The organism is Pseudomonas sp. JS425, assembly GCF_018223845.1.
GTDB lineage: Bacteria > Pseudomonadota > Gammaproteobacteria > Pseudomonadales > Pseudomonadaceae > Aquipseudomonas > Aquipseudomonas asiatica.
In genome coordinates this window covers 459,467-483,779 of record NZ_CP073661.1, presented here as the reverse complement: position 1 = coordinate 483,779, position 24,313 = coordinate 459,467, and the positions used below count along the sequence as shown (strand labels likewise).

General features: G+C 63.9%; 21 protein-coding genes. 10 read left to right on the top strand and 11 right to left on the bottom strand.

Annotated features, from left to right (window positions below; translation table 11 throughout):
* The first annotated feature begins 70 nt into the window (after nt 1–70).
* Nucleotides 71–994, top strand: coding sequence for a LysR family transcriptional regulator (locus tag KDB76_RS02115; RefSeq protein ID WP_004375209.1), 924 nt, complete (start codon nt 71–73; stop codon nt 992–994).
* Between the two features lie 252 nt (nt 995–1,246).
* Here the strand turns inward: KDB76_RS02115 and KDB76_RS02110 are convergent, their stop codons facing one another.
* From KDB76_RS02110 to bioB, 9 genes are all read right to left on the bottom strand, one after another.
* Entirely contained in the window at nt 1,247–3,025 is a 1,779-nt protein-coding gene (locus KDB76_RS02110) for an acyl-CoA dehydrogenase C-terminal domain-containing protein (RefSeq protein WP_038408574.1), read from the bottom strand.
* 123 nt (nt 3,026–3,148) lie between these two features.
* The gene (locus tag KDB76_RS02105; protein WP_013970563.1) at nt 3,149–4,432 is read right to left on the bottom strand and encodes a GGDEF domain-containing protein; all 1,284 of its coding nucleotides are present in this window, start codon (nt 4,430–4,432) and stop codon (nt 3,149–3,151) included.
* 296 nt (nt 4,433–4,728) lie between these two features.
* Nucleotides 4,729–6,534, bottom strand: a complete 1,806-nt coding sequence (locus tag KDB76_RS02100; RefSeq protein WP_013970562.1) for a phenylacyl-CoA dehydrogenase — start codon at nt 6,532–6,534, stop codon at nt 4,729–4,731.
* 290 nt (nt 6,535–6,824) lie between these two features.
* Nucleotides 6,825–7,121, bottom strand: a complete 297-nt coding sequence (locus KDB76_RS02095) for a hypothetical protein (RefSeq protein ID WP_024086138.1) — start codon at nt 7,119–7,121, stop codon at nt 6,825–6,827.
* Between the two features lie 230 nt (nt 7,122–7,351).
* Nucleotides 7,352–8,032 (bottom strand): dethiobiotin synthase, encoded by a 681-nt coding sequence (bioD, locus tag KDB76_RS02090; protein ID WP_024086137.1) that lies wholly within the window; start codon nt 8,030–8,032, stop codon nt 7,352–7,354.
* A 10-nt stretch (nt 8,033–8,042) separates the two neighbouring features.
* Nucleotides 8,043–8,861 (bottom strand): malonyl-ACP O-methyltransferase BioC, encoded by an 819-nt coding sequence (bioC, locus tag KDB76_RS02085; RefSeq protein ID WP_024086136.1) that lies wholly within the window; start codon nt 8,859–8,861, stop codon nt 8,043–8,045.
* Entirely contained in the window at nt 8,854–9,585 is a 732-nt protein-coding gene (locus tag KDB76_RS02080) for an alpha/beta fold hydrolase (protein WP_024086135.1), read from the bottom strand. The genes bioC and KDB76_RS02080 overlap by 8 nt, the downstream gene beginning before the upstream one ends.
* Nucleotides 9,578–10,750 carry an 8-amino-7-oxononanoate synthase gene (gene bioF, locus KDB76_RS02075; RefSeq protein ID WP_024086134.1) on the bottom strand — a complete coding sequence of 391 codons (1,173 nt, stop codon included), beginning with the start codon at nt 10,748–10,750 and terminating at the stop codon, nt 9,578–9,580. The genes KDB76_RS02080 and bioF overlap by 8 nt, the downstream gene beginning before the upstream one ends.
* Before the next feature lies 1 nt (nt 10,751).
* On the bottom strand, nt 10,752–11,810 hold the full coding sequence (bioB, locus tag KDB76_RS02070; RefSeq protein WP_013970556.1) for a biotin synthase BioB: 1,059 nt from the start codon (nt 11,808–11,810) through the stop codon (nt 10,752–10,754).
* A gap of 89 nt (nt 11,811–11,899) precedes the next feature.
* Between bioB and KDB76_RS02065 the strand changes: the two genes are divergently transcribed.
* The 4 genes from KDB76_RS02065 (at nt 11,900) to rarD (ending at nt 15,642) form a co-directional block, all read left to right on the top strand.
* Nucleotides 11,900–12,631, top strand: coding sequence for a ComF family protein (locus tag KDB76_RS02065; protein WP_024086133.1), 732 nt, complete (start codon nt 11,900–11,902; stop codon nt 12,629–12,631).
* A 157-nt stretch (nt 12,632–12,788) separates the two neighbouring features.
* Nucleotides 12,789–13,553, top strand: coding sequence for a TOBE domain-containing protein (locus tag KDB76_RS02060; RefSeq protein WP_024086132.1), 765 nt, complete (start codon nt 12,789–12,791; stop codon nt 13,551–13,553).
* Between the two features lie 162 nt (nt 13,554–13,715).
* Nucleotides 13,716–14,690 carry a serine/threonine protein kinase gene (locus KDB76_RS02055; protein WP_013970553.1) on the top strand — a complete coding sequence of 325 codons (975 nt, stop codon included), beginning with the start codon at nt 13,716–13,718 and terminating at the stop codon, nt 14,688–14,690.
* Between the two features lie 64 nt (nt 14,691–14,754).
* Nucleotides 14,755–15,642 carry an EamA family transporter RarD gene (gene rarD, locus KDB76_RS02050; protein ID WP_013970552.1) on the top strand — a complete coding sequence of 296 codons (888 nt, stop codon included), beginning with the start codon at nt 14,755–14,757 and terminating at the stop codon, nt 15,640–15,642.
* A gap of 332 nt (nt 15,643–15,974) precedes the next feature.
* On the opposite strand, the gene KDB76_RS02045 is transcribed toward rarD, so the two are convergent.
* Nucleotides 15,975–16,493 carry an ACT domain-containing protein gene (locus KDB76_RS02045; protein WP_013970551.1) on the bottom strand — a complete coding sequence of 173 codons (519 nt, stop codon included), beginning with the start codon at nt 16,491–16,493 and terminating at the stop codon, nt 15,975–15,977.
* 451 nt (nt 16,494–16,944) lie between these two features.
* Between KDB76_RS02045 and KDB76_RS02040 the strand changes: the two genes are divergently transcribed.
* Complete coding sequence (locus KDB76_RS02040; RefSeq protein ID WP_023660891.1) at nt 16,945–19,122, top strand: malate synthase G; 2,178 nt, start codon at nt 16,945–16,947, stop codon at nt 19,120–19,122.
* A gap of 139 nt (nt 19,123–19,261) precedes the next feature.
* Here the strand turns inward: KDB76_RS02040 and KDB76_RS02035 are convergent, their stop codons facing one another.
* Entirely contained in the window at nt 19,262–19,801 is a 540-nt protein-coding gene (locus KDB76_RS02035) for a response regulator (protein WP_031324351.1), read from the bottom strand.
* A 116-nt stretch (nt 19,802–19,917) separates the two neighbouring features.
* Here KDB76_RS02035 and KDB76_RS02030 point away from each other — a divergent pair, with 116 nt between their 5' ends.
* The 4 genes from KDB76_RS02030 (at nt 19,918) to KDB76_RS02015 (ending at nt 24,277) form a co-directional block, all read left to right on the top strand.
* Complete coding sequence (locus tag KDB76_RS02030) at nt 19,918–21,855, top strand: DUF294 nucleotidyltransferase-like domain-containing protein (protein WP_024086130.1); 1,938 nt, start codon at nt 19,918–19,920, stop codon at nt 21,853–21,855.
* Nucleotides 21,852–22,562: a 3'-5' exonuclease gene (locus tag KDB76_RS02025; RefSeq protein ID WP_038408570.1), complete on the top strand. Its 711-nt coding sequence runs from the start codon at nt 21,852–21,854 to the stop codon at nt 22,560–22,562. The genes KDB76_RS02030 and KDB76_RS02025 overlap by 4 nt, the downstream gene beginning before the upstream one ends.
* 243 nt (nt 22,563–22,805) lie before the next feature.
* Nucleotides 22,806–23,324, top strand: a complete 519-nt coding sequence (locus KDB76_RS02020) for an RNA polymerase sigma factor (protein ID WP_024086129.1) — start codon at nt 22,806–22,808, stop codon at nt 23,322–23,324.
* Nucleotides 23,321–24,277, top strand: a complete 957-nt coding sequence (locus KDB76_RS02015) for a FecR family protein (RefSeq protein ID WP_038408568.1) — start codon at nt 23,321–23,323, stop codon at nt 24,275–24,277. The genes KDB76_RS02020 and KDB76_RS02015 overlap by 4 nt, the downstream gene beginning before the upstream one ends.
* Nucleotides 24,278–24,313 lie beyond the last annotated feature (36 nt).

The following is a 24,313-nucleotide window of genomic DNA, read 5'->3' as shown; positions in this document are numbered from 1 at the left end:
GGCGATAGACTAGGCCTCGCGAGGGTTTTCGACCATTTCGTTTTTCCAGCATTTTCGATAAGTATCACTTATGGATTTCCGCCAACTGCGTTATTTCGTCGCGGTGTATGAAGAAGGCCACGTGGGCCGCGCCGCCGAGCGCCTGTCGCTGTCCCAGCCAGCGCTTTCCCAGCAGATCCGCCAGCTGGAGCACAGCCTCGACCTGAGCCTGTTCGAACGCAGCAACAAGCGCCTGTTGCCGACTCTGGCCGCCCACACCCTGTACAACCACGCCCTGCCGTTGCTCGACGGCCTGCAGCGCGCCCACGAGGCCATGCGCAACTTCAAGGGCCAGTCGCTGCGTACCTTGGCCATCGGCGTGCTGCAGACCGTGCGGCCGAGCCTGGTGCCGCAGCTGCTTGAGCGCCTGCGCAGGGCACAGCCGCACCTGGTGGTGCAGATCTACGAATTGTCAGGGCTGGAGATCGAACGGCGCTTGCTCAATGGCAGCCTGGACATCGGTATCAGCTACCTGCCGCCACGCCAGCCGGGGCTGCATGGTCTGCTGCTGTACGAAGATGAGCTGCAACTGGTCATCCCCGCTACCCACCCGCTGAAGGACTTCAAGAAGGTGTCCATTCGCCAGGCCGCCGAGCTGCCCATGCTGATGCTGGGCGAGGAATTCCAGATCCGCCAGATCTGGCAGGCGCAGCTGGCCAGCCAAGGGCGTCGGCCGCAGGTGCAGGCAGAGATGAACAACATGGCGGGGATTCTCGACAGCCTGGCCCATACCGCGCTGGCCACCATCTTGCCGGGGCGGGCCAAGGAGGCCGCCGAGGATGACCAGGGGCTGCTGTGGAAGCCGTTGAGCGAGCCACGGGTACCGCTGAAGGTTGGCTTGGTGTTCCGCGATGCCCAGCGCCAGCAGGCCTCTGTGGAGCTGCTGCGCACGTTGCTGGAGGAAGAGACGGACGCCCGCCTGTTGGGTGCATCACCGTTGGATGTGCTGGGCTGAAAAACACGCGCACAAAGAAAACCCCGCCGAAGCGGGGTTTTCCAGACTGTTTCCCTGTGACATCCGTATCGCCCCGCCATCCTGGCAGGTGGTCCTTCGTCGTCGTCCTTGATCTGTCCTTTGCGCTTCCTGCGCAACGTCCATGTGGTAAAGAATAACCGTGGATCCAATCTGAGAACAGTGGTGAAAAGTCACCACGTTGTGTAGGAAAAAGCTTACACGGCAGGGACTGCTACGCAGTCCCCATATCTGTCAGAACTGTTCGGCATCCAGCAGGTACAACGACTCACTCCCCGCCTTCACCGAAGCCACCAGCGAATTCACCCGCGGCAGCAACCGCGCAAAGTAGAACCGCGCCGTACCCAGCTTGCCCGTATAGAACGCTTCATCCCCCTCACCCGCCTTCGCCGCCCGCGCCATCAGTGCCCACATGTAGGCGTAGGCGACATAACCAAAGGCCTGCAGGTACTCGACCGAAGCCGCCCCGATTTCGTTCGGGTTGCCCTTGGCCTGTTCCAGCACCCACTCGGTCAGCCCGTCGAGCTGATCGAGACAGGCACCCAACGGCTTGGCAAATTCATCCAGCTCGCTACCTGCGCTGGCAATGAACTGGCGCATCTCGTCGGAGAACAGCCGGTAGTATGCCCCACCACTGGCCACCACCTTGCGCCCCATCAGGTCGAGGGCCTGGATGCCGTTGGTGCCTTCGTAGATCTGCGTAATGCGCACATCGCGCACCAGTTGCTCCTGCCCCCATTCGCGAATGTAGCCATGCCCGCCGAACACCTGCTGGCCGTGCACCGCGCACTCCAGGCCCAGGTCGGTGAGGAAGGCCTTGGCAACCGGCGTCAGTAGTGCCACCAGTTCTTCGCTGCGCTTGCGCACGGCGGTGTCTTCGCTGAACTTGGCACTGTCCAGCTGCATGGCCACATAGCTGGAGAAGGCACGGCCACCCTCGATCAGCGCCTTCATGGTCAACAGCATGCGGCGCACGTCCGGGTGGACGATGATCGGGTCAGCGGCCTTGTCCTTGGCTTGTGGCCCGGTCGGGGCGCGGCTCTGCAGGCGGTCGCGGGCGTACTCCACGGCATTCTGGTAGGAGCGCTCCGCCGACGCCAGGCCCTGGATACCAACGCCAAGGCGCTCGTAGTTCATCATGGTGAACATGGCCGCCAGGCCCTTGTTCGGCTCACCGACGATATAGCCGACCGCTTCATCGAAGTTCATCACGCAGGTGGCCGAGGCCTGGATACCCATCTTGTGCTCGATCGAGCCGCAGGTGGCGGGATTGCGCGCCCCCAGGCTGCCATCTTCATTGACCAGGAACTTCGGCACCAGGAACAGCGAAATGCCTTTCGGCCCCGCCGGTGCGTCCGGCAGCTTGGCCAGCACCAGGTGGATGATGTTCTCGGTCAGGTCGTGCTCGCCGCCGGTGATGAAGATCTTGGTGCCGCTGACCTTGTAGCTGCCGTCGGCCTGGGGCTCGGCCTTGGTGCGGATGATGCCCAGGTCGGTACCGGCGTGCGGCTCGGTCAGGCACATGGAACCGGCCCACACGCCGGCGTACATGTTTGGCAGGTACTTTTCCTTCAGCGCTTCACTGGCGTGGGCATTGATCGACAGACAGGCGCCAGCAGTCAGCATCGGGTACAGGCCGAAGGACAGGCTGGAGGCGTTGACCATTTCCTCGACCTGGGCCGAGATGACCTTGGGCATGCCCATGCCGCCGAACAGCGGGTCGCCACCCACACCCACCCAACCGCCTTCGGCGTAGGTTTTGTACGCCTCGATGAAACCGGCTGGGGTACTTACCGCGCCGTTTTCCCAGTGACAGCCCTCTTCGTCGGCGGCACGGCTGAGCGGTGCGATGGACTTGGCGGTAACCTTGCCGGCTTCTTCCAGCACGGCCATGGCTGTGTCGGCATCGACAACCTCGGCCAACCCGGGCAACTGCGCCCACTGCTCGGCCACGTTGAAGACTTCATTCAGTACGAAGCGCATGTCGCGCAGGGGCGCTTTATATTCAGCCATGACAACCTCTCGCTAGTCGGGTCGGGGCGGTCTCGGGGAACCGCGACACTGGGTTGCAGGCAGTGTAACCGAACAACTTTTACGAGACATAGGGTCATCAATAGACCGTATAGTCTGGCTCGGTCACGCCGTGCGCACCGCCCCTCGCTGCGCTTGTTGCCCATGAACCATGACACAATTACGCCCTGCGCCCTTGGCGCTGTACAGCGCCTGGTCGGCGGATTTCAGCACCGCTTCGGGGTTACGATGATCGGCATGGCGCTCCGCCACACCGATGCTGATGGTGACCGACACCGTACCCCCACTGCTGCCCGCCCGCCGCTGGCGCCCGGCGGTATCATCCTGCGGACGGTTGTGCTGGTCGCGCAGGTGCATCACATAGTTGGCGATCATTTCGCGCACGGCTTCCACATGGGGCACGCATTCCTCGGCGGTCTTGCCGGCAAACACCAGAGCGAACTCCTCGCCGCCATAGCGGTAGGCACGGCCACCCCCGGTTACCTTGGACAGACGGCTGGCAACCAGGCGCAGCACCTGGTCGCCGACGTCGTGGCCGTGGGTGTCGTTGAATTTCTTGAAGTGGTCGACATCGGTCATGGCGATCACATAGTTGCGTCCCAGGCGGTGCATGCGCTCGTTCAGCGCACGGCGCCCCGGCAGGCCGGTCAGTTCGTCGCGGAAAGCCATCTGGTAGGCCTCGTGCGCCACCGCTGCGGCGATCATCAGCATGACCTGGCTGCACATGATGTTCAGGGTAAACGGCAGGATGAAGGTTTGCGGCAACATCCAGAAGATACCCAGCAGGCCCATCACCTGCGCAGCGTGGAGCGGCCGTGGCGCACGCAGGTATTGCACCACCAGCAGGATGAACACGCCGAGGAACAGCGGATAGACCATCTGGATCAGACTCATCCATTGGCCATGCAAGGTTGGCCAGCGGATTTCCGCCAACCAGGTCAGTAGTGCTTGGGGGTAGCTTTGCTCCAGGGCCACCGCCACGCTACCGACGGCGAACAGCACGGCGCCACGGGCGACCAGGTCCTGCAGCAGGTGGGTGCGCTCCTGCCAGGCACCATACAGCCCGAACAGGGCGGGTAGCAGCAGGCACACGAGATGGAAGATCACCGCCGCGTCCTCGCGAACGCGGCCATGGTCACGGTAGAAGTCGGTCTGGGTGTCGAGCAGGTAGTAGGCGATGTACACCGTAAGCATCAGGAACAGTTCGCGCTGGCGACGGTACACCGCACAGTAGGCGCCACCCAGCAGCAGGACCAAGGTGGGCAGGACGTTGAACAGCGATGTGAAAAAGACACTGAGGTCTCTCACATAGGCCGCGGCGAGTCCTGCCAGCAAAAGAATCAGCGAAGGCAGGAAGTGGCTCGCGCGAACAGCGTTAAAACGAAACAAGGGTAATCTCCAACCCGGCAGATCAATGATGGCATTGTGCCCTTACTTCATCGGCAGTGCACATGAACAGTTGAGTTTCAGGAGGGAAGAACAGGAAGTTCCGGCCTGAACGCTATCGCTTGTGGGAGCGGGCATGCCCGCGAAACAGGCGACGCGGTGGCTGGCACCGGCTTTGCCGGTGTTCGCGGCGGTTCGACGCCTCGACACGCCCGCTCCCACAGGGATCGCGTGCAGCCCCAAAATGCAAAAACCCGCCTGCCGGTGAAGGCAGGCGGGTTCGTTTTACAGCGGCAGGATCAGTACGACAGACCGAAGTGCTCTTCGTCCATCGCCATCAGGTTGTTGGCACCCGACAGCATGGTCGCCACATGGGTACGGGTACGCGGCAGGATGCGCTGGAAGTAGAAGCGCGCGGTCTGCAACTTGGCGGTGTAGAACGCTTCTTCGCTGGTGCCGGCAGCCAGTTTCTCGGCCGCCAGGCGGGCGATGTCGGCCCAGAAGTAGGCCAGGCAGGCGTAGCCGGAATACATCAGGTAATCGACCGAGGCCGCACCCACTTCTTCGCGGTCCTTCATGGCGGCCATACCCACTTTCATGGTCAGCTCGCCCCATTCCTTGTTCAGCGCCGCCAGCGGTTCGACGAACTCCTTGACCGCTTCGTTGCCCTCCTGCGCCTGGCAGAACTTGTGCACGATCTTGGTGAAGCCCTTCAGCGCTTCGCCCTGAGTCATCAGCACCTTGCGGCCGAGCAGGTCCAGGGCCTGGATGCCGGTGGTGCCTTCGTACAGCATGGAAATGCGGCTGTCCCGTACGTTCTGCTCCATGCCCCATTCGGCGATGAAGCCGTGGCCACCGTAGATCTGCACGCCATGGTTGGCTGCTTCGAAGCCGACCTCGGTCATGAACGCCTTGGCGATCGGGGTCAGGAACGCCAGCAGGGCATCGGCCTTCTTGCGCTCTTCTTCATCCTGGCTGTACTTGACGATGTCCACCTGCTTGGCAGTGAAATACACCATCGCGCGGTTACCTTCGGCGAAGGCCTTCATGGTCAGCAGCATGCGACGCACGTCCGGGTGGACGATGATCGGGTCAGCAGCCTTGTCCGGTGCTTTCGGGCCAGTCAGGGAGCGCATCTGCAGGCGCTCACGGGCGTACTTCAGGCCACCCTGGAACGCGACTTCGGCGTGGGCCAGGCCTTGCAGCGCGGTACCCAGGCGAGCGGTGTTCATGAAGGTGAACATGCAGTTCAGGCCTTTGTTGGCCGGGCCGATCAGGTAGCCGGTAGCGCCGTCGAAGTTCATCACGCAGGTGGCGTTGCCGTGGATACCCATCTTGTGTTCGATCGAGCCGCAGCTCACGCCGTTGCGCTCGCCCACACCGCCTTCGGCGTTGGGCAGGAACTTCGGCACGATGAACAGCGAGATGCCTTTGGTGCCAGCCGGTGCGTCCGGCAGGCGGGCCAGGACGATATGGACGATGTTGTCGGCCATGTCGTGCTCACCGGCCGAAATGAAGATCTTGGTACCCGACACCTTGTAGCTACCGTCGGCCTGTGGCTCGGCCTTGGTGCGCAGCATGCCCAGGTCGGTACCGCAGTGCGGCTCGGTCAGGCACATGGTACCGGTCCACTCGCCGGATACCAGCTTGGTCAGGTAGGTGTGCTGCTGCTCGGGGGTGCCGTGCGCAGAGATGGTGTTCATCGCGCCATGGGACAGGCCCGGGTACATGCCCCACGACCAGTTCGCACCGCCGACCATTTCGCTCAGCGCCAGGCCCAGCGACTCCGGCAGACCCTGGCCGCCGTGCTCGACGTCATGCGCCAGGCTCGGCCAGCCGCCTTCTACGAACTGTTCGTAGGCCGCTTTGAAGCCGGTCGGGGTTTTAACGCCCGCCTCGCTCCAGGTGCAGCCTTCCTGGTCACCCACGCGGTTCAGCGGCGACAGCACCTGCTCACAGAACTTCGCGCCTTCTTCGAGGATCGCGTCGACCATGTCGGGCGTGGCGTCCTGGCAACCCGGCAGGCTCTGATAGTGCGCCTCATAGCCGAGCAGCTCGTCGCGAACGAAGCGGATATCACGCAAGGGGGCTTTGTAATCAGGCATTGCGATGAACCTCTAGGTGAGTTCTGTGGGGTGACCCGCACTTGGCGGCCGTCGATCAAACAGTTGTTTGAAACTTACGTTTAGCTCCGCCTTATGTCAAGGATGGACTATGGTGCCATTTGCGCCACGAAAAATGGCATTCATGCCAAGCCTTGAAAAATAAAGACGCCCCTGTGGGAGCGGGCGTGCCCGCGAACGGGTCAGGCCAGGCAGTAGAGGTGCCTGATCTGACGCATTCGCGGGCACGCCCGCTCCCACAGGGGCTGCGTGTAAATCGGGTGCGCGCCCTGTCAGGCGTAGGTGTCGATGATCCGGCCGAGCATTTCGTCGGATGCCTTGGCGACCTTTGCGCCAAGCTCGACTTCGAGTTTGCCCACGGCCAGCTGCACGGTGCTGGTGGCCAGGTCCATCTGCTGGCTGCGGTCGACCGCGCGCAGGCGTTCGGCCTGAAAATCGCTGGACTGGCTGGTGGCGCTACGTTCGGCGGTGGTGCTGGCGATCTGGCTGGCAGCCTGATCGACGCGGTTCTGGCCGGTCTGGACTGCGCTCAGGCCCGCGTAATAGGCGGAGCTACCGGTGATGTCCATGTCAGGACTCCATTGACGCTGGATGACGAACAGGCCCAATTAAAGCAGGCCAGGGGTGAAAAGGCCCGTTTAAATCCCTAATGGCCTGGTGCCATTTGATAGGCCCTGGGTATTCCTGCACTGGCCTCTTCGCGGGTAAACCCGCTCCCACAGGGTCTCCACAGTTTTCGAGACTTGTGCAATACCTGTGGGAGCGGGTTTACCCGCGAAAGAGCCGGGCCTGGAAACGGCTAATCCAGAAGATCCAGCTGAAGGTGTTCAGCAACCATGTCGGCACTGGCCTGCTTCAACTTGGGCACCCGCCCCAGGCATGGCGCCGGCAAACGCTCGGCCAGGCTGGCCAGGTTCTCTTCCAGGCGCGAAGTACGCGGCTCGATGATGTTCGCCACCCATCCAGCCAATTGCAGCCCGTCACGCTCGATCGCCTCAGCGCTTAACAAGGCATGGCTGATACAGCCCAGCCGCACCCCGACCACCAGAATCACCGGCAACCGCAGGGCAACCGCAAGGTCGGACAGGTTTTCCAGCCCCGACAACGGCACGCGCCAGCCTCCGGCTCCCTCGATCAGGGTGAAATCGGCATTTTGTTGCAGCACATTCCGCATCGCCGCCAGCAGTTCCGGCACGGCCAGCGTCACCCCTGCCTCACGTGCTGCCACATGCGGCGCAATCGCAGGTTCGAAGGCAAACGGGTTGACCTGCTCGTAGGGCAGCTTGATCGTGCTTTCATCAATCAGCGCCTGAGCGTCGCTGTTGCGCAAGCCTTTGGGCGTCATCGTGCAACCGGAGGCCACCGGCTTGGCCCCCAGCGTGCTCATGCCCTGCAACCGTGCCGCATGCAACAGGCCGGCTGCGATGGTGGTCTTGCCAACATCGGTATCGGTACCGGCAATAAAATAGGCCTGGCTCATCTCGCTCCCCTTAAGCCTGTGGCTTGCGCAACACACCATAGACCACCTGGTAGGTGGCTGGCAGCCCCTCGGGCTGGCGAAACGCCTCGTAAGCCTGCAGCAGGCCCTGCATGCGGGCCCGGCCGGTAAGCCCGGAAGGCCGGCCAGGGTTCAGGTTGTGGGCGCCGAGTGCCTTGAGCTCATGGGTCAGGCTGCGTACATCCGGGTAGTGCAACACGTGCGGGCAGCGCTGCAGCCCAAGCTGCTCGAAGCCGCTGCCTGCGCACAGGCGTTGATAGTCCTCGAAACGGCGGAAGCGGTTCACATGCACCAGGCCATCCACCGCCTGCCAACTGGCGCGCAGTTCATCGAGGGTACCCACACACAAACTGCTGAAGGCCAGCACGCCGCCCGGGCGCAGCACTCGCAGCGCTTCTGCCAGCACGCTGGCGAACTGGCCGCACCACTGCACGGCCAGGCTGGTGAACACCAGGTCGACACTGGCATCACGCAGCGGCAAACGCTCGGCGTCACCGGCCACGTGATAGAGCGCCCCGCCCTGTTCGTTGCGGGCATGGCACAACATGCCCTCGGCGATATCCACCGCAACGCCGCTGGCCTGGGTGAACCGCTCGGCCAACGCCCTGCTGAAATGACCGGTGCCGCTGCCCAGGTCCAGCCAGCGTGACGGCTGCAGGCCTTCCGGCAACTGCTCCAGCAAGCTCGAACCCACCGCACGCTGCAAGGCTGCCACGCTGTCGTAGCTGGCTGCGGCGCGGGAGAACGAGGCCGCTACCTGGCGCTTGTCGGGCAGCGCGCCGGGTAGGGTCGGACGGGAAAGGTCAGTCATCGCCACTCTCATGCAGGAAACTCTTGATGCCCGCCGCCAGTTCCTGCGGGTATTCCAGCAGGAACGCGTGGGAACTGTCTTCGACCAGGCCCACTTCCACATCGGGCAGCAGCTCGCTCAGCGCTTTTGCCGCCTCTGCCGGCACCAGCGCATCGCTGCCGGCGAACAGGTGCAGTTGCGGGCCACCGTAGGCCTGCAGTGCTTCGCGGGTATCCAGCTTGGCCAGCACTTCAAGGCCGGTGGCCAGGTACAGTGGGTCGGTGTCCGGCACGCCGACACCCAGCTGGCGCAGCAGGGTGCGCGGTTGCAGGGCACCGTCGCTGCACAAGGTACGGAAGCGCTTCAGGGTGACCTGGGTATGGCTGCGGCAGCCGTCGAGGAAGGTGCCGAAAGTGTCTTCGGCCATGCCGTGGGGCCAGTCGGGGCGAGCCACGAAACTGGGGTTGCTGGCCAGGGTCAGCAGGCCGCAGCAATGGTCGCCGCGCTTGTGCGCCAGCGCGCTGGCCAGCATGCCGCCTAACGACCAGCCACCCAGCCAGACATCACTCGGCAGCTTGCGGTCGAGGTGGTCGACCCAGGCCTGCACATCGCTGTGGGCCAGTTCCGGCAAGGGCACCAGCTCTACCTGCAGGCGGGCGTCCTGGGCACGCAGGCTGGCGGCCAGCGGCTCCAGGGAAGCAGTGCCCAAGCCCCAGCCAGGCAACAGAACAAGTCGATTACGCATCGGCGCTCTCCAACTGTGGATAACACTCGGCCAATGCATTCAACAATAGCTGCACCTGCGCCTCGCTGTGCGCGGCGCTCAATGTCACCCGCAGGCGTGCGCTGCCCGCCGGCACGGTGGGCGGGCGGATGGCCGTCACCAGCAAGCCGCGCTCGCGCAGCATGTGTGACAGGCGCAGGGCCTTTGCGCTGTCGCCGATGACGATGGGCTGGATCGGCGTCGGGCTGTCCATCAACTCCAGGCCGATCTGCTGCGCACCTTCACGGAACTGGCGGATCAGCGCGGCCAGGTGCTCGCGGCGCCAGGTTTCGCGGCGCAGCAATTCCAGGCTCTTGAGGGTGGCGCAGGCCAGCGCCGGTGGCTGGCTGGTCGTATAGATGTACGGGCGGGCGAACTGCACCAGCGCCTCGATCAGCTCTTCGCTGCCGGCCACAAAGGCACCGGCGGTACCACAAGCCTTGCCCAGCGTACCGATCAACACCGGCACATCCTCAACGCCCAGACCGAAGTGCTCGACGATACCGCCGCCCTGGGTGCCGAGGGTGCCCAAGCCATGGGCATCGTCAACCATCAGCCAGGCACCGCGAGCGCGGGCGACATCGGCCAGCGCCGGCAAGTCAGCCAGGTCGCCGTCCATGCTGAACACGCCATCGGTCACTACCAGGGTATTGCCGACGGCCTTGTCCAGGCGGCTGGCCAGGCTGGCCGGGTCGTTGTGCAGGTAGCGGTTGAAACGGGCACCACTGAGCAACCCGCCATCCAGCAGCGAAGCGTGGTTCAGGCGGTCCTGCAGCACCGTGTCGCCCTGCCCCACCAGCGCGGTGATGGCGCCCAGGTTGGCCATGTAGCCGGTGGAGAACAGCAGCGCGCGCGGGCGCCCGGTGAGTTCGGCCAAGGCCTCTTCCACCTGATGGTGCGGCGTACTGTGGCCGATCACCAGGTGCGAGGCACCGCCACCGACACCCCAGCGCTCGGCGCCGGCCTGCCAGGCGGCAATCACCTCGGGGTGGTTGGCCAGGCCCAGGTAGTCATTGCTGCAGAAGGCCAACAAACGCTGGCCATCGACCACCACTTCCGGTCCCTGCGGGCTTTCCAGCAGTGGCCGCTGCCGATACAGGTCTGCGGCGCGCCGTTCGGCCAGGCGCGCCGCCAGGTCAAAGGCCATTTCAGGCAGTCGCGGCGTTGTAGAACATCTCGCTGCTGCGCTGCTCGACCAGCGCCTGCTCGATGGCCGCCTGGTGCACTTCGTCGGCGTGCTCTTCACGCGCTTCGGGCTTGATGCCCAGGCGTGCGAACAGCTGCATGTCCTTGTCGGCCTGCGGGTTGGCGGTGGTCAGCAGTTTTTCGCCGTAGAAGATCGAGTTGGCGCCAGCCATGAAGGCCAGGGCCTGCATCTGCTCGTTCATCTGCTCGCGGCCGGCGGACAGGCGCACGTGCGACTTGGGCATGAGGATACGGGCCACGGCCAGCATGCGGATGAAGTCGAACGGGTCGACGTCTTCTTCCTCGGCCAGCGGCGTACCGGCCACCTTGACCAGCATGTTGATCGGTACCGACTCCGGGTGTTCGGGCAGGTTGGCCAACTGGATCAGCAGGCCGGCGCGGTCGTCCAGCGACTCGCCCATGCCGAGGATGCCGCCGGAGCAGATCTTCATCCCGGCATCGCGCACGTAGGCCAGGGTCTGCAGGCGCTCGCTGTAGGTGCGGGTGGTGATGATGCTGCCGTAGAACTCAGGCGAGGTGTCGAGGTTGTGGTTGTAATAGTCCAGGCCGGCCTGGGCCAGGGCCTTGGTCTGCTCCTGGTCGAGCTTGCCGAGGGTCATGCAGGTTTCCAGGCCCATGGCCTTCACGCCTTTGACCATCTCCAGCACGTAGGGCATGTCTTTGGCCGACGGGTGCTTCCACGCCGCGCCCATGCAGAAGCGTGTAGAACCGATGGCTTTGGCGCGGGCGGCTTCTTCCAGCACCTTCTGCACTTCCATCAGCTTCTGTTTTTCCAGCCCGGTGTTGTAGTGGCCGGACTGTGGACAATATTTGCAATCTTCCGGGCAGGCGCCGGTCTTGATCGACAACAGGGTCGAAACCTGCACGCGGTTCGGGTCGAAATGCGCGCGGTGCACGGTCTGCGCCTGGAACAGCAGGTCATTGAACGGTTGCTGGAACAGCGCCTTGACCTCGGCCAGGGACCAGTCGTGACGTGTTGTTGCAGTTGTGCTGGCGCTCATTGGCGTTTCCTTGTTTAGGCTGAAGCAGGCGCCGGGACAGGAAAGCCCGCCAGCGCATCACGGATAGCTCGCATAGTCATGGAAGGCCTATGAACTGTCAACCATACTGGAAAAGGCTGGTTTACAAGTGCTCACTTATTAACCAATCGTGTTTGCTGTGCGATGAACCTGCCGAGCAGGCCTACCCGCTGTGCGTCGCCTGCGAGCAGGAACTGCCCTGGCTGGGCGATCATTGCCTGCGCTGCGCCCTGCCATTGCCGATAGCCGGCCTGACTTGCGCTCAATGCCAGCGCCGCGCACCGGCCTTCGAGCAGGTGCTTGCACTGTGGCATTTCGGCTTTCCGGTGGACACGCTGATCAGCCGTTTCAAGCACAACCGCCAGTGGCCCTTGGGGCGCCTGATGGCCGAATTGCTCGCGCATGGGCTGCTGCACCGCTTTACCGAAGGGCTGCCGCGCCCCGACCTGTTGTTGCCTGTACCCTTGGCCAAACGTCGACTACGGGAGCGGGGGTTCAACCAGGCGGGGATGCTCGGGCGCTGGCTGTCGTCGCACGTGGGGGTACGTTGCGACGAGCGGTTGCTGCTGCGCACACGGGAGACACCTGCGCAGCAACAACTGGACGCCAAGGCCAGGCGCCGCAACTTGCGCCAGGCGTTTACCGTCACGGGCAAGCTGACGGGCAAGCATGTCGCCATTATCGATGACGTGTTGACCACCGGTGCGACCGCGCAAGCGGTTGCCGAAGTGCTGCGCAAGGCCGGTGCGCGGCGGGTGGATGTGTATTGCCTGGCGCGTACACCGAAGCCGGGGTATGTATGACTTGTGGGAGCGGCCTTGTGCCGCGAAAGGGCTGCGCAGCAGCCCCAGGATCTCCGCCACAGCAAAAATCGCTGGGGCTGCTACGCAGCCCTTTCGCGACACAAGGCCGCTCCCACACAAGCTACACTTCGCTGCCACTTACAATGACCGAATGCCCATGCCCCTACCCCCCCACCTCACCCAGCACATCGCCCGCCGCCCCCAGCGCATCGCGCTGCTGCAGCACATTGCCGAAGAAGGTTCGATCACCCGCGCCGCCAAGGCTGCGGGCATCAGCTACAAGGCCGCCTGGGACGCCATCGACGAACTCAACAACCTGGCCAGCCAGCCCCTCGTAGAGCGCAGTACCGGCGGGCGTGGTGGCGGTGGTGCCCGTCTGTCGCCGGAAGGCCAGCGGGTGCTGCGCCTGTACCAGAGGCTGCAGGCCCTTCAGGCGCAAATCCTCGAAGCGGCCGAGGAGTCCAGCGACCTCGACCTGCTCGGCCGGCTGATGCTGCGTACCAGCGCGCGCAACCAGTTGCAGGGCCAGGTCAGCGGCCTGCGCCGCGAAGGACGGCATGATCGCGTCAGCCTGGCGTTGGGCGGAGGGTTGGAGATCGAAGCGTTGATCACCCACGACAGCACCGCACGGCTGGAACTGACGCTGGGGACGACGGTAGTGGCGCTGCTCAAGGCGGGGTGGGTGAGGTTGCTGGCCGACGAGGAACAGGCCGAAGCGGATAGCAATTGCCTACGGGCGACGGTGGAGGAGGTGCTGGCGGAGGCTGATGGGCCTGGTGAGGTCCGGTTGGCGTTGGGGAATGGACAGACGTTGTGTGCGTTTGCCGAGACGGATTGGTTGGCTGGGCAGCGGGTGGCAGCAGGCAGTTCGGTGCGGGTTCAATTTCATCCCTCTTATGTATTGCTTGGGATTCCTGCATAGCCTGGCCGCGCTTTGAGCGGTTCGCGGGTAAACCCGCTCCCACAGGTGCATCGTTTCCCCGGCAGCTGCGCCGTCCATGTGGGAGCGGGTTTACCCGCGAAGAGGCCGGTACAGGCATAACGCGTTACCATGGTTCCCACGCCGCCTACCCCCGGAGCCACCATGTCCCACCCCTTCGATACCCTCACCCCCGACCTGGTCCTGGACGCCGTGGAAAGCCTGGGCTTTCTCAGCGATGCCCGGGTGCTGGCGCTGAACAGCTACGAAAACCGCGTCTACCAGGTGGGCATCGAGGGCGCGCAACCGCTGATCGCCAAGTTCTACCGCCCAGGCCGCTGGAGCGACGCGGCCATCCTCGAAGAGCACAGCTTCACCGCCGAACTGGCCGAATGCGAAGTGCCGGTGGTCGCCCCACTGCAGCATGACGGCCGCACCCTGTTCGAACACCAGGGCTTCCGCTTCACCCTGTTCCCCCGCCGCGGCGGCCACGCGCCAGAGCCGGGTAACCTCGACCAGCTCTACCGTCTTGGCCAGTTGCTCGGCCGCTTGCATGCCGTTGGCGCCAGCAAACCGTTCGAGCACCGCGAAGCGCTGGCTGTGGACAACTTCGGCCACGCCTCGCTGAATACCCTGCTGGAAGGCGATTTCGTCCCTCGCGAACTGCTGCCGGCGTTCGAATCGGTGGCCCGCGACCTGCTCAAGCGAGTGGAGGACATCTATGCCCGCACCCCGCACAAGCTCATCCGCCTGCATGGCGACCTGCACCCCGGCAACCTTATGCACCGCGACGAGGTGTACCACGTGGTCGACCTCGACGACTGCCGCATGGGCCCGGCGGTGCAGGACCTGTGGATGATGCTGGCCGGCAGCCGCGAGGAGCGCCTAGGCCAACTGGCCGAACTGATCGACGGCTACAACGAGTTCCACGATTTCGACCCGCGCGAACTGGCCCTGATCGAACCCTTGCGCGCCCTGCGCCAGCTGCACTACAGCGCCTGGCTGGCGCGGCGCTGGGACGACCCGGCGTTCCCGCCGAGCTTCCCCTGGTTCGGCCAGCCACGCTACTGGGGAGACCAGATTCTCGCCCTGCGCGAGCAGATGGCCGCACTGGATGAAGCGCCGCTGAAATTGTTCTAGAAGCACGCCCGCCTCTGTCTACAATAGGCGTCGCTTTATTTAGCTACCTAAGCAAGGATTCTGCATGCACGCCGCAAACCCGCGTCGCGGGTACCTACTAGGCCTCAGCGCCTACATCATCTGGGGTCTTTTCCCCCTGTACTTCAAGGCAATCCAGAGCGTTCCGGCGGTGGAGATCATTGTCCACCGGGTGCTCTGGTCGGCTTTGTTCGGCTCGTTGCTGCTACTGGTATGGAAACACCCAGGCTGGTGGCGTGAACTGCGTGACAACCCGCGCCGGCTGGGCATCCTGGCCCTGAGCGGGGCGCTGATCGCTGGCAACTGGCTGACCTACGTATGGTCGGTGAACAACGGGCGCATGCTTGAGGCCAGCCTGGGTTACTACATCAACCCGCTGATCAATGTGCTGCTGGGCATGCTGATTCTTGGCGAGCGCCTGCGTCGGCTGCAATGGCTGGCCGTGGCCATGGCCGCCGTGGGTGTGGCTCAGCAGGTGTGGCAGGTGGGCAGCCTGCCGTGGGTGTCGCTGGTACTGGCGCTGAGCTTCGGCTTCTATGGGCTGATTCGCAAACAGGCACCGGTAGCGGCACTGCCGGGCCTGGTGGTGGAAACCTGGATGCTGGTGCCGCTGGCCCTTGGTTGGCTGTTACTGCATCCGGCGGCGACAAGTGCCCAGGGCGCGTTCTACACCAGCAGCGAAGCGTTGTGGCTGATGGCTGCGGGGCCGGTGACACTGGTGCCGCTGGTGTGCTTCAACGCTGCCGCGCGGCACTTGCCGTACACCACGCTGGGCTTCCTGCAGTACTTGGCGCCGACCTTGGTGCTGCTGCAGGCGGTGCTGCTGTTTGATGAGCACTTGTCGTCGAGCAACTTGGTGGCGTTCATGTTCATCTGGGCAGGTTTGGCGATTTACAGCGTCGATGCGTGGGTCAGTTTGCGCAAGCGTAGTTGATCAGAAAATGATCAAAACTCTGCAGGCCTTGTGATTCGTGGCCTGCAGAGACATCTCCAAAGGTTATCCACACCCTCGTCCCCGTGCTTTGTGCACAAGCTGCTGATTTTTGGGTGTTTTTTGATCACGGCCGTGCAAGGCGCGAGCGGCCTGGGCTGGAGAGGGGAACCCCCAGGTTATCCACAGGGCCTTCCCCGTGATATCGGGATAACCGCAGGGGGCTGCTTTGCAGCCCATCGCGACACAAGGCCGCTCCTACAGGGGAACGCGTAACCCTTGTAGGAGCGGCCTTGTGTCGCGATGGGCCGCGAAGCGGCCCCGGCAATCTCGGATCAATCCTCCGGCCGCAGCTTCAACTCCACCATCAAGTCATCCGCCAGGCTCTCCAGTCGCTGCTGCAGTTCTTCGAGCGGTAGAGTCAACGGCAAAGCCAACAACGCATCTGCATGAAACAACGGCTCGCTGCTCATCGGCGCCGGCCGCACTTCTGTTGAAAACCGCTCGACGTTCACCTGCAATTCAGCCAGCAAGCGGGTGATATCACGCACGATCCCTGGCCGGTCATTACCTACCAGCTCCATGGCAATCGGTTTCCAGGTGCACGACGGCTCGATGCCGCTCTCGGCGATCAGCACGCGAATGTCATATCGGACCAACCCCTGCAGCGAAGCCACCAGCTCGTCGTAGTTTTCCGCCGGCACCGCCACCCGCAGGATGCCGGCAAACTGCCCGGCCATGCGCGACATGCGGCTTTCCAGCCAGTTGCCACTGTGGTCGGCGATGCACTGGGCAATGCGCTCGACCTGGCCGGCCTTGTCAGGGGCAATCACAGTCAGTACAAGATGATCCACAAGCCCTTCCTCGTGTCGGACCGCGCCGTGCGGCAGAAAATCGGGGGATCGACTCAGTATAGGCAAGGCGCGGCAACCTGCCGCAGGGCAATCCGCACAACGAATCGTGTACTGTTTCAAGATTTATCTGGAACAATCCACCTGTTTTTTGCGAACATACTCACTCCCAGCGTGACCATACGCGACCAACGGGTCGCATAACGGCGCTTTTAGTCTGATTTTGCCCCGCCTACTGCTTCATGTAGTATCCCGTGGCGCGGACTACAAAACGTCGTTTGGATGTCTGCCAAGGCGCCTGTGAAAATACGCACACTGTCTGCCAGCCGGTCTGGCAGGCCGCACCCAGCCGCGCTCGGGGCTTTACTCGGGGGCATGCACTGGTGCCGTGTTTAGAGAAGCGCTACAGGCTTAATACAGAAGAGCGAAATAGCTGAGCAGAGTGAGGCAAGCAATGACTGGATACGTTCAAGTCGGTGGCCTTCAGGTCGCCAAGGTCCTGTACGACTTCGTGAACAACGAAGCCATCCCAGGGACCGGCATCGTCGCCGAGCAGTTCTGGGCCGGTGCAGAGAAGATCATCAATGACCTCGCTCCAAAGAACAAAGCCCTGCTCGCCAAGCGCGACGAGCTGCAAGCCAAGATCGACGCCTGGCACCAGGCACGCAAAGGCCAGGCCCACGACGCCGTAGCCTACAAAGCATTCCTTCAGGAAATCGGCTACCTGCTGCCACAAGCCGACGATTTCCAGGCAACCACCCAGAACGTGGACGAAGAAATCGCCCACATGGCCGGCCCGCAGCTGGTCGTACCGGTGATGAACGCCCGCTTCGCCCTGAACGCCGCAAACGCCCGTTGGGGTTCGCTGTACGACGCACTGTATGGCACCGATGCCATAAGCGATGAAGGCGGCGCCGAGAAAGGCCAGGGCTACAACAAGGTACGTGGCGACAAGGTCATCGCCTTCGCCCGCGCCTTCCTCGACGAAGCCGCGCCACTGGCGGCCGGCTCGCACGTCGACTCCACCGGCTACCGCATCGAAGGTGGCAAGCTGGTAGTTGCCCTGAAAGGCGGCAGCAACAGCGGCCTGCGTGACGATGCCCAGCTGATCGGCTTCCATGGCGATGCCGCTGCGCCGACTGCCGTGCTGCTCAAGCACAACGGCCTGCACTTCGAAATCCAGGTCGACGCCAGCACCCCGGTCGGCAGCACCGACGCCGCCGGCGTGAAAGACATCCTGATGGAATCGGCGCTGACCACCATCATGGACTGCGAAGACTCGGTTGCAGCCGTCGACGCCGACGACAAGGTAATCGTCTACCGCAACTGGCTGGGCCTGATGAAAGGCGACCTGGCAGAAAGCGTTAGCAAGGGTGGCAAGACCTTCACCCGCACCATGAACCCGGACCGCGAGTACGCCGCGCCCAACGGCGGTAGCGTGACCCTGCATGGCCGTTCGCTGCTGTTCGTGCGCAACGTTGGCCACCTGATGACCAACCCGGCGATCCTCGACGCCCAAGGCAACGAAATCCCCGAAGGCATTCAGGACGGCCTGTTCACCAACCTGATCGCCCTGCACAACCTCAATGGCAACACCAGCCGCAAGAACACCCGCACCGGCAGCGTGTACATCGTCAAGCCGAAGATGCACGGCCCGGAGGAAGTAGCCTTCGCCGCCGAAATCTTCAGCCAGGTCGAAGACCTGCTGGGCATGAAGCGCAATACCGTCAAGGTCGGCATCATGGATGAGGAGCGCCGTACCACGGTCAACCTCAAGTCGTGCATCAAGGCCGCAGCCGAGCGCGTGGTGTTCATCAACACCGGCTTCCTCGACCGCACCGGCGATGAAATCCACACCTCGATGGAAGCCGGCGCCGTGGTGCGCAAGGGCGCCATGAAAAACGAGAAGTGGATCGGTGCCTACGAGAACAACAACGTCGACGTTGGCCTGGCCACCGGCCTGCAAGGCCGTGCGCAGATCGGCAAAGGCATGTGGGCCATGCCCGACCTGATGGCAGCCATGCTCGAGCAGAAGATCGCCCACCCCCTGGCCGGTGCCAACACCGCCTGGGTGCCGTCGCCGACTGCAGCCACCCTGCATGCCCTGCACTACCACAAGGTGGACGTACAGGCGCGTCAGCGTGAACTGGCTTCGCGTACCCCGGCGTCGGTGGACGACATCCTGTCCATCCCGCTGGCCGCCGACACCAACTGGTCGGCCGAAGAGATCCGCAACGAACTGGACAACAACGCCCAGGGCATCCTCGGCTACGTGGTGCGCTGGATCGACCAGGGCGTAGGTTGCTCGAAGGTGCCAGACATCAACAACGTCGGCCTGATGGAAGACCGCGCCACCCTGCGCATCTCGGCCCAGCTGCTGGCCAACTGGCTGCGCCATGGCGTGGTCAGCCAGGAGCAGGTGCTGGAAAGCCTCAAACGCATGGCCGTGGTGGTGGACCAGCAGAACGCCAGCGACCCTCTGTACCGCCCGATGGCACCGAACTTCGACGACAACGTCGCGTTCCAGGCGGCGGTAGAACTGGTGGTGGAAGGTGGCAAGCAGCCGAACGGCTATACCGAGCCGGTACTGCACCGCCGTCGCCGCGAGTTCAAGGCGCGTAACGGGCTGTAAGCGACATCTGCGACAGCGGGCCGCTTTGCGGCCCAATCGCCGGCAAGCCAGCTCCCACAGGGACTGCACAGGCCTCAAACACTGTGCGGTCCCTGTGGGAGCTGGCTTGCCGGCGATGAGGCCGGAACAGGCTCCTCAGCTAAGCGATCTGCAGTTCTTTCTTCACCAGCTCCAGCAGCCTGTCCAGATCGACCGGCTTCAGAAGAAAATCCACAACCCCCAGGTGCATCACGTCCACCGCCTCTTTAACGTCGGTATCGCCCGACACCACGATGATCGACAACGCCGCCCGCTCTGATTCGCGAACCTTGCGGATCAGGTCCAGGCCATCCTCGGGTTGCATGCGCAAATCCGTAATCATCAAGCCAATCCGTTGCTGGTAGTGCAGGTACAGCCTGGCCTCCTCGGCCCCATCCGCCCCGACACAGTCAATCCCCCGGCTTTTCAGGTACAGGATCAGCGCCTCACGATTCACCGCATTGTCATCCACCACCAGCACCAGCGGCTTGGCAGCCACGGGCGCACTTACGACGGCCAATGCCTCGCGCTCGGCGTCGCTCAGGATGTCGTGTTGCTCAGGCATGCTCATCTCGTCAAAAAATTTCCGCTTCAGCATTAGGACCGCAGAACTTGCGTAACCCGGCTGGCCTTTCGTCGGGTCTTTGACAGGGGCTCTCATAGACTTACGTCCAATGGGCACCATCCCGCCGCAAGCCGACCATGGAGGCAGAGAACAACATGGCCGGCACCTATATATATAGATATATAGTTCGGCATAGCGATACGGTCAGTTTCATGAGCAAAAAGGACGCCTACAGCCAGGCGGGCAGGACGGCAGTGCTGCAGAACATCCAGGGCACCTTGCAGTTCCTGCAGCGTTTTCCGCCGTTCAACCAGATGGAACACAGCCACCTGGCCTACCTGGTCGAACAGTGCCAGCTGCGCTTCTATGCCAGCGGCGAAAGCATCGTCAAACCTGCCGACGGGCCGGTCGAGCACTTCTACATCGTCAAGCAGGGCCGCGTGGTCGGCGAACGCCAGCATCTGGTCAAACCTGGTGTGGAGACTACCTTCGAGATCACCAGTGGCGAATGCTTCCCGCTGGCTGCCCTGCTCGGCGAGCGGGCGACACGCACCGAACATCTGGCCGGCGAGGACACCTTCTGCCTGCAGCTGAACAAGGCCGCGTTCATCCGCGTGTTCTCGATGTCGGAAGTGTTTCGGGATTTTGCCCTGCGCGGGGTCAGCAGCCTGCTCGACCAGGTCAACCAGCAGGTACGCCAGCGCGCGGTGGAAACCCTCGGCACCCAGTATTCGCTGAACACGCCACTGGGTGAACTGGCCATGCGCCACCCGGTGGTGTGCAGCCCCGACACGCCCCTGCGCGACGCCGTGCGGCTGATGCACGAGCAGCAGGTTGGCAGCATCGTGGTGGTCGACCCGCAGCGCTACCCCACCGGTATCTTCACCCTGCGCGACCTGCGGCAGGTGGTGGCGGCGGCCGATGCCGACCTGGGCGCGCCCATCGCGCGGCACATGACCGCCCAGCCGTTCTACCTCAGCCCCCAGGCCAGCGCCTTCGACGCAGCCATGGCCATGACCGAGCGGCATATCGCCCACGTATGCCTGGTGGAAAACCGACGCCTGTGCGGTGTGGTTTCGGAGCGCGACCTGTTCTCCCTGCAACGGGTCGACCTGGTGCACCTGGCACGCACCATCCGCCATGCGCCACGCCTGGATACCCTGGTCTCGCTGCGCGGCGAAATCAGCCAGCTGGTCGAGCGCATGCTGGCCCATGGCGCGTCCTCCACGCAGATCACCCAGATCATCACCCTGCTCAACGACCACACCGTGTGCCGGGTGATCGAACTGGCGCTGGCCGAGCGCGGTGACCCGGGCGTGCCGTTCAGTTGGCTGTGCTTTGGCAGCGAGGGGCGACGAGAACAAACCCTGCACACCGACCAGGACAACGGCATCCTCTTCGAAGCCGCCGACAGCACCGAAGCCGACGCCATCCGCGCACGCCTGCTGCCGCTGGCGCAATACATCAACCAGTGCCTGGCCCAGTGCGGCTTCACCCTGTGCAAGGGCAACGTCATGGCCGGCAACCCCGAGCTGTGCCTGTCGCGCAGTGAATGGGCGCGGCGTTTTGCCGGTTTTGTCCGCGAAGCCAGCCCGGAGAACCTGCTGGGCTCGAGCATCTATTTCGACCTGCGCGTGGTGTGGGGCGACGAGCAAGGTTGCGAGCAGCTGCGCCAGGGCCTGCTGGACCAGGTGGCCGACAACCGCATCTTCCAGCGCATGATGGCTGACAACGCCCTGCGCCAGCGCCCGCCGGTGGGCCGCCTGCGCGAGTTCGTGCTGACCCGCCAGGGCAACGACAAGGCCGCCACCCTCGACCTCAAGGTCCAGGGCCTGACACCCTTCGTCGATGGTGCGCGGCTGCTGGCCCTGGCCAACGGCATCGGTGCCTGCAATACCTTGGAGCGCCTGCGCCAGCTCGTGGCCAAGGGTGTGATCGAGGCACTGGATGGCGCAGCGTATGAAGAGGCCTACCACTTCATCCAGCAAACGCGCATGCAGCAGCACCAGCGCCAGACCCGCGACAACCTGCCCTATTCCAACCGCCTGGACCCGGACAGCCTCAACCACCTGGACCGGCGCATCCTGCGCGAGTCCCTGCGCCAGGCCCAGCGCCTGCAAAGCAGCCTGGCCTTGCGGTACCAGCTATGAGCCTGTTCGCCTGGCTGCGCCCCAGTGCGCCGGAACTGGACCACGCCACGCGCCAGCGCCTGGCCCGGCTGCCCAAGCCAGCGTCATTGGGGGTGTGTACCCTGCGCGAGCAACGCTGGGTGGTGCTGGACCTGGAGACCAGCGGCCTGAACACCAACCGTGACCAGGTGCTATCGGTTGGTGCCGTCGCCATCGAAGACGGCGCCATCGACTTTGCCCAGCAGTTCGAACGCACCTTGCACCGGCCTTTGCAGAAGACCAACGCCAGCGTGCTGATCCATGGCCTGGGCCCGAGTGCCCTGGCTGCCGGTTGCGACCCGGCCGAGGCCTTGCTCGACCTGCTCGACTTCATTGGCAACAGCCCGGTGCTGGCATTCCACGCGCCGTTCGACCAGCGCATGCTGGCCCGTGCGCTGAAGGAAAGCCTGGGCTATCGCTTGCACTCGCCCTTCCTGGATGTTGCCGAACTGGCACCGATGCTCAACCCCGACACAGTGCTGCGCGAGGCCGGGCTGGATGACTGGGTCGCGCGGTTTGGCCTGCAAGTCGAGGAGCGCCATCATGCCAGCGCCGATGCCCTGGTTACCGCCGAACTGGCGCTGATCCTGTTCAGCCAGGCCCGGCGCCAGCAGCTGGACAGCCCGCTGCAGCTGGAGCAGCGCTTGCGCGGGTGGCGCAGGCGCAAGGTGCACAACCACGGCCTGTAGCTTTTCACCGCCCTTGCTGGCCTCTTCGCGGGTAAACCCGCTCCCACAGGGACTGTACTGCCTTTGATGCCCTGGAGATCCTGTGGGAGCGGGTTTACCCGCGAAGAGGCCAGCACAGGCATAACATCTGCACGACTTGGATGATGGCCATCCGATAAGCGTCCATTGCACCCACCCCCTCCCCTCTGCAACAATCGCGAATAATTATCGTTAGTTAATGCATTCGTTCCGGGGGGACGCTGCTTGTCTTCTGCACAGAGCCCACACGCCGATCTGGTCGGTGCGCTGTACCGCGACCATCGCGGCTGGCTGCTCGCCTGGCTGCAACGCAGCATGGCCTGCCGCCAACGTGCCGAAGACCTGAGCCAGGACACCTTCGTGCGCCTGCTCGGCCGTGCGCAACTGGATACGCCCCGCGAACCCCGCGCGTTCCTGGCCGCCGTGGCCAAGGGCCTGATGTTCGACCACTTCCGCCGCGCCGCGCTGGAACAGGCCTACCTGGCCGAACTGGCCCTGATGCCGGAAGTCGAACAACCTTCCCCGGAAGTGCAACACCTGATCCTTGAGGACCTCAAGGCCATCGACCGCCTGCTCGGCAAGCTCTCGAGCAAGGCCCGCGCAGCATTCCTGCACAATCGCCTGGAAGGTATGAGCCATGCCGAAATCGCCGAGCACATGGGGGTTTCGGTTTCGCGGGTGCGCCAGTACATCGCCCAGGGCATGCGCCAGTGCTACGTGGCCCTGTACGGGGAGCCGACGTGAGCAGTTCACCGGTTTCGTCCCGGGTGCTGGAAGCCGCCATTGCCTGGAAGCTCAGCCTCGACAACGGCAGCGGCACACCTGACGAGCGCAGCGAATTCATGCGCTGGCATGCCGCCAGCGAGGAGCATGCCCGCGCCTGGCGCCAACTCGGTGCCATGGACCAGCGCGTGAGCGCCGCTGCCGGCCCGGCACGCCAGGCCCTGCTGCAATCGCGCGCCGGGCTGCGCCGACGTATCGGCAAGGTCGGCGGCGGGCTGGCCGGCATGTTTCTGCTGGGCTCGCTGCTGGCCTGGGTCGGCGCACCATCGCTGGCACCGAGCTACTGGCTGGCCGATCAGCGTACCGCCACCGGCGAACTGCGTACCCTGCGCCTGGAAGACGGCACCTTGTTGAGCCTGAACAGCCACACGGCCGTGGATATCGACTACACCGGCAAGCAACGGGTGATTGTGCTGCACCAAGGCGAGATTTCGGTCGAAACCGGCCATCAGGACCGGCGCCCGCTGCTGGTGCGCACCGACGATGGCCGCCTGCGCCCGTTGGGCACACGCTTCCTGGTGCGCCGCGAGGACGACGGCACGCGCCTGGAAGTACTGCAAGCCTCGGTCGCTGCCATGCCGCTGAACAGCGGCGACGAACAGGTGCTGCGCGAAGGCCAGCAGGTTCTGATGAACGCCAACGGCCTTGGCCGGATCGGCACGGTGCCAGCCGGTGCCGACGCCTGGACCCGCGGCATGCTAGTGGTGGACAACGTGCGCCTGGCTGACCTGCTGGCCACGCTTGGCCAGTACCGCAGCGGTTACCTCGGGGTAGACGACCAGGTCGCCGATCTGCGGGTGACCGGCAGCTTCCCGCTGACCGATACCGACCTGGCACTGTCGTCGCTGGTGCCGGCACTGCCAGTGAAGGTCGAGCGGCATACGCCGTGGTGGGTGACCGTCGTTCCCAAATAAACCTGCACCGGCCTCTTCGCGGGTAAACCCGCTCCC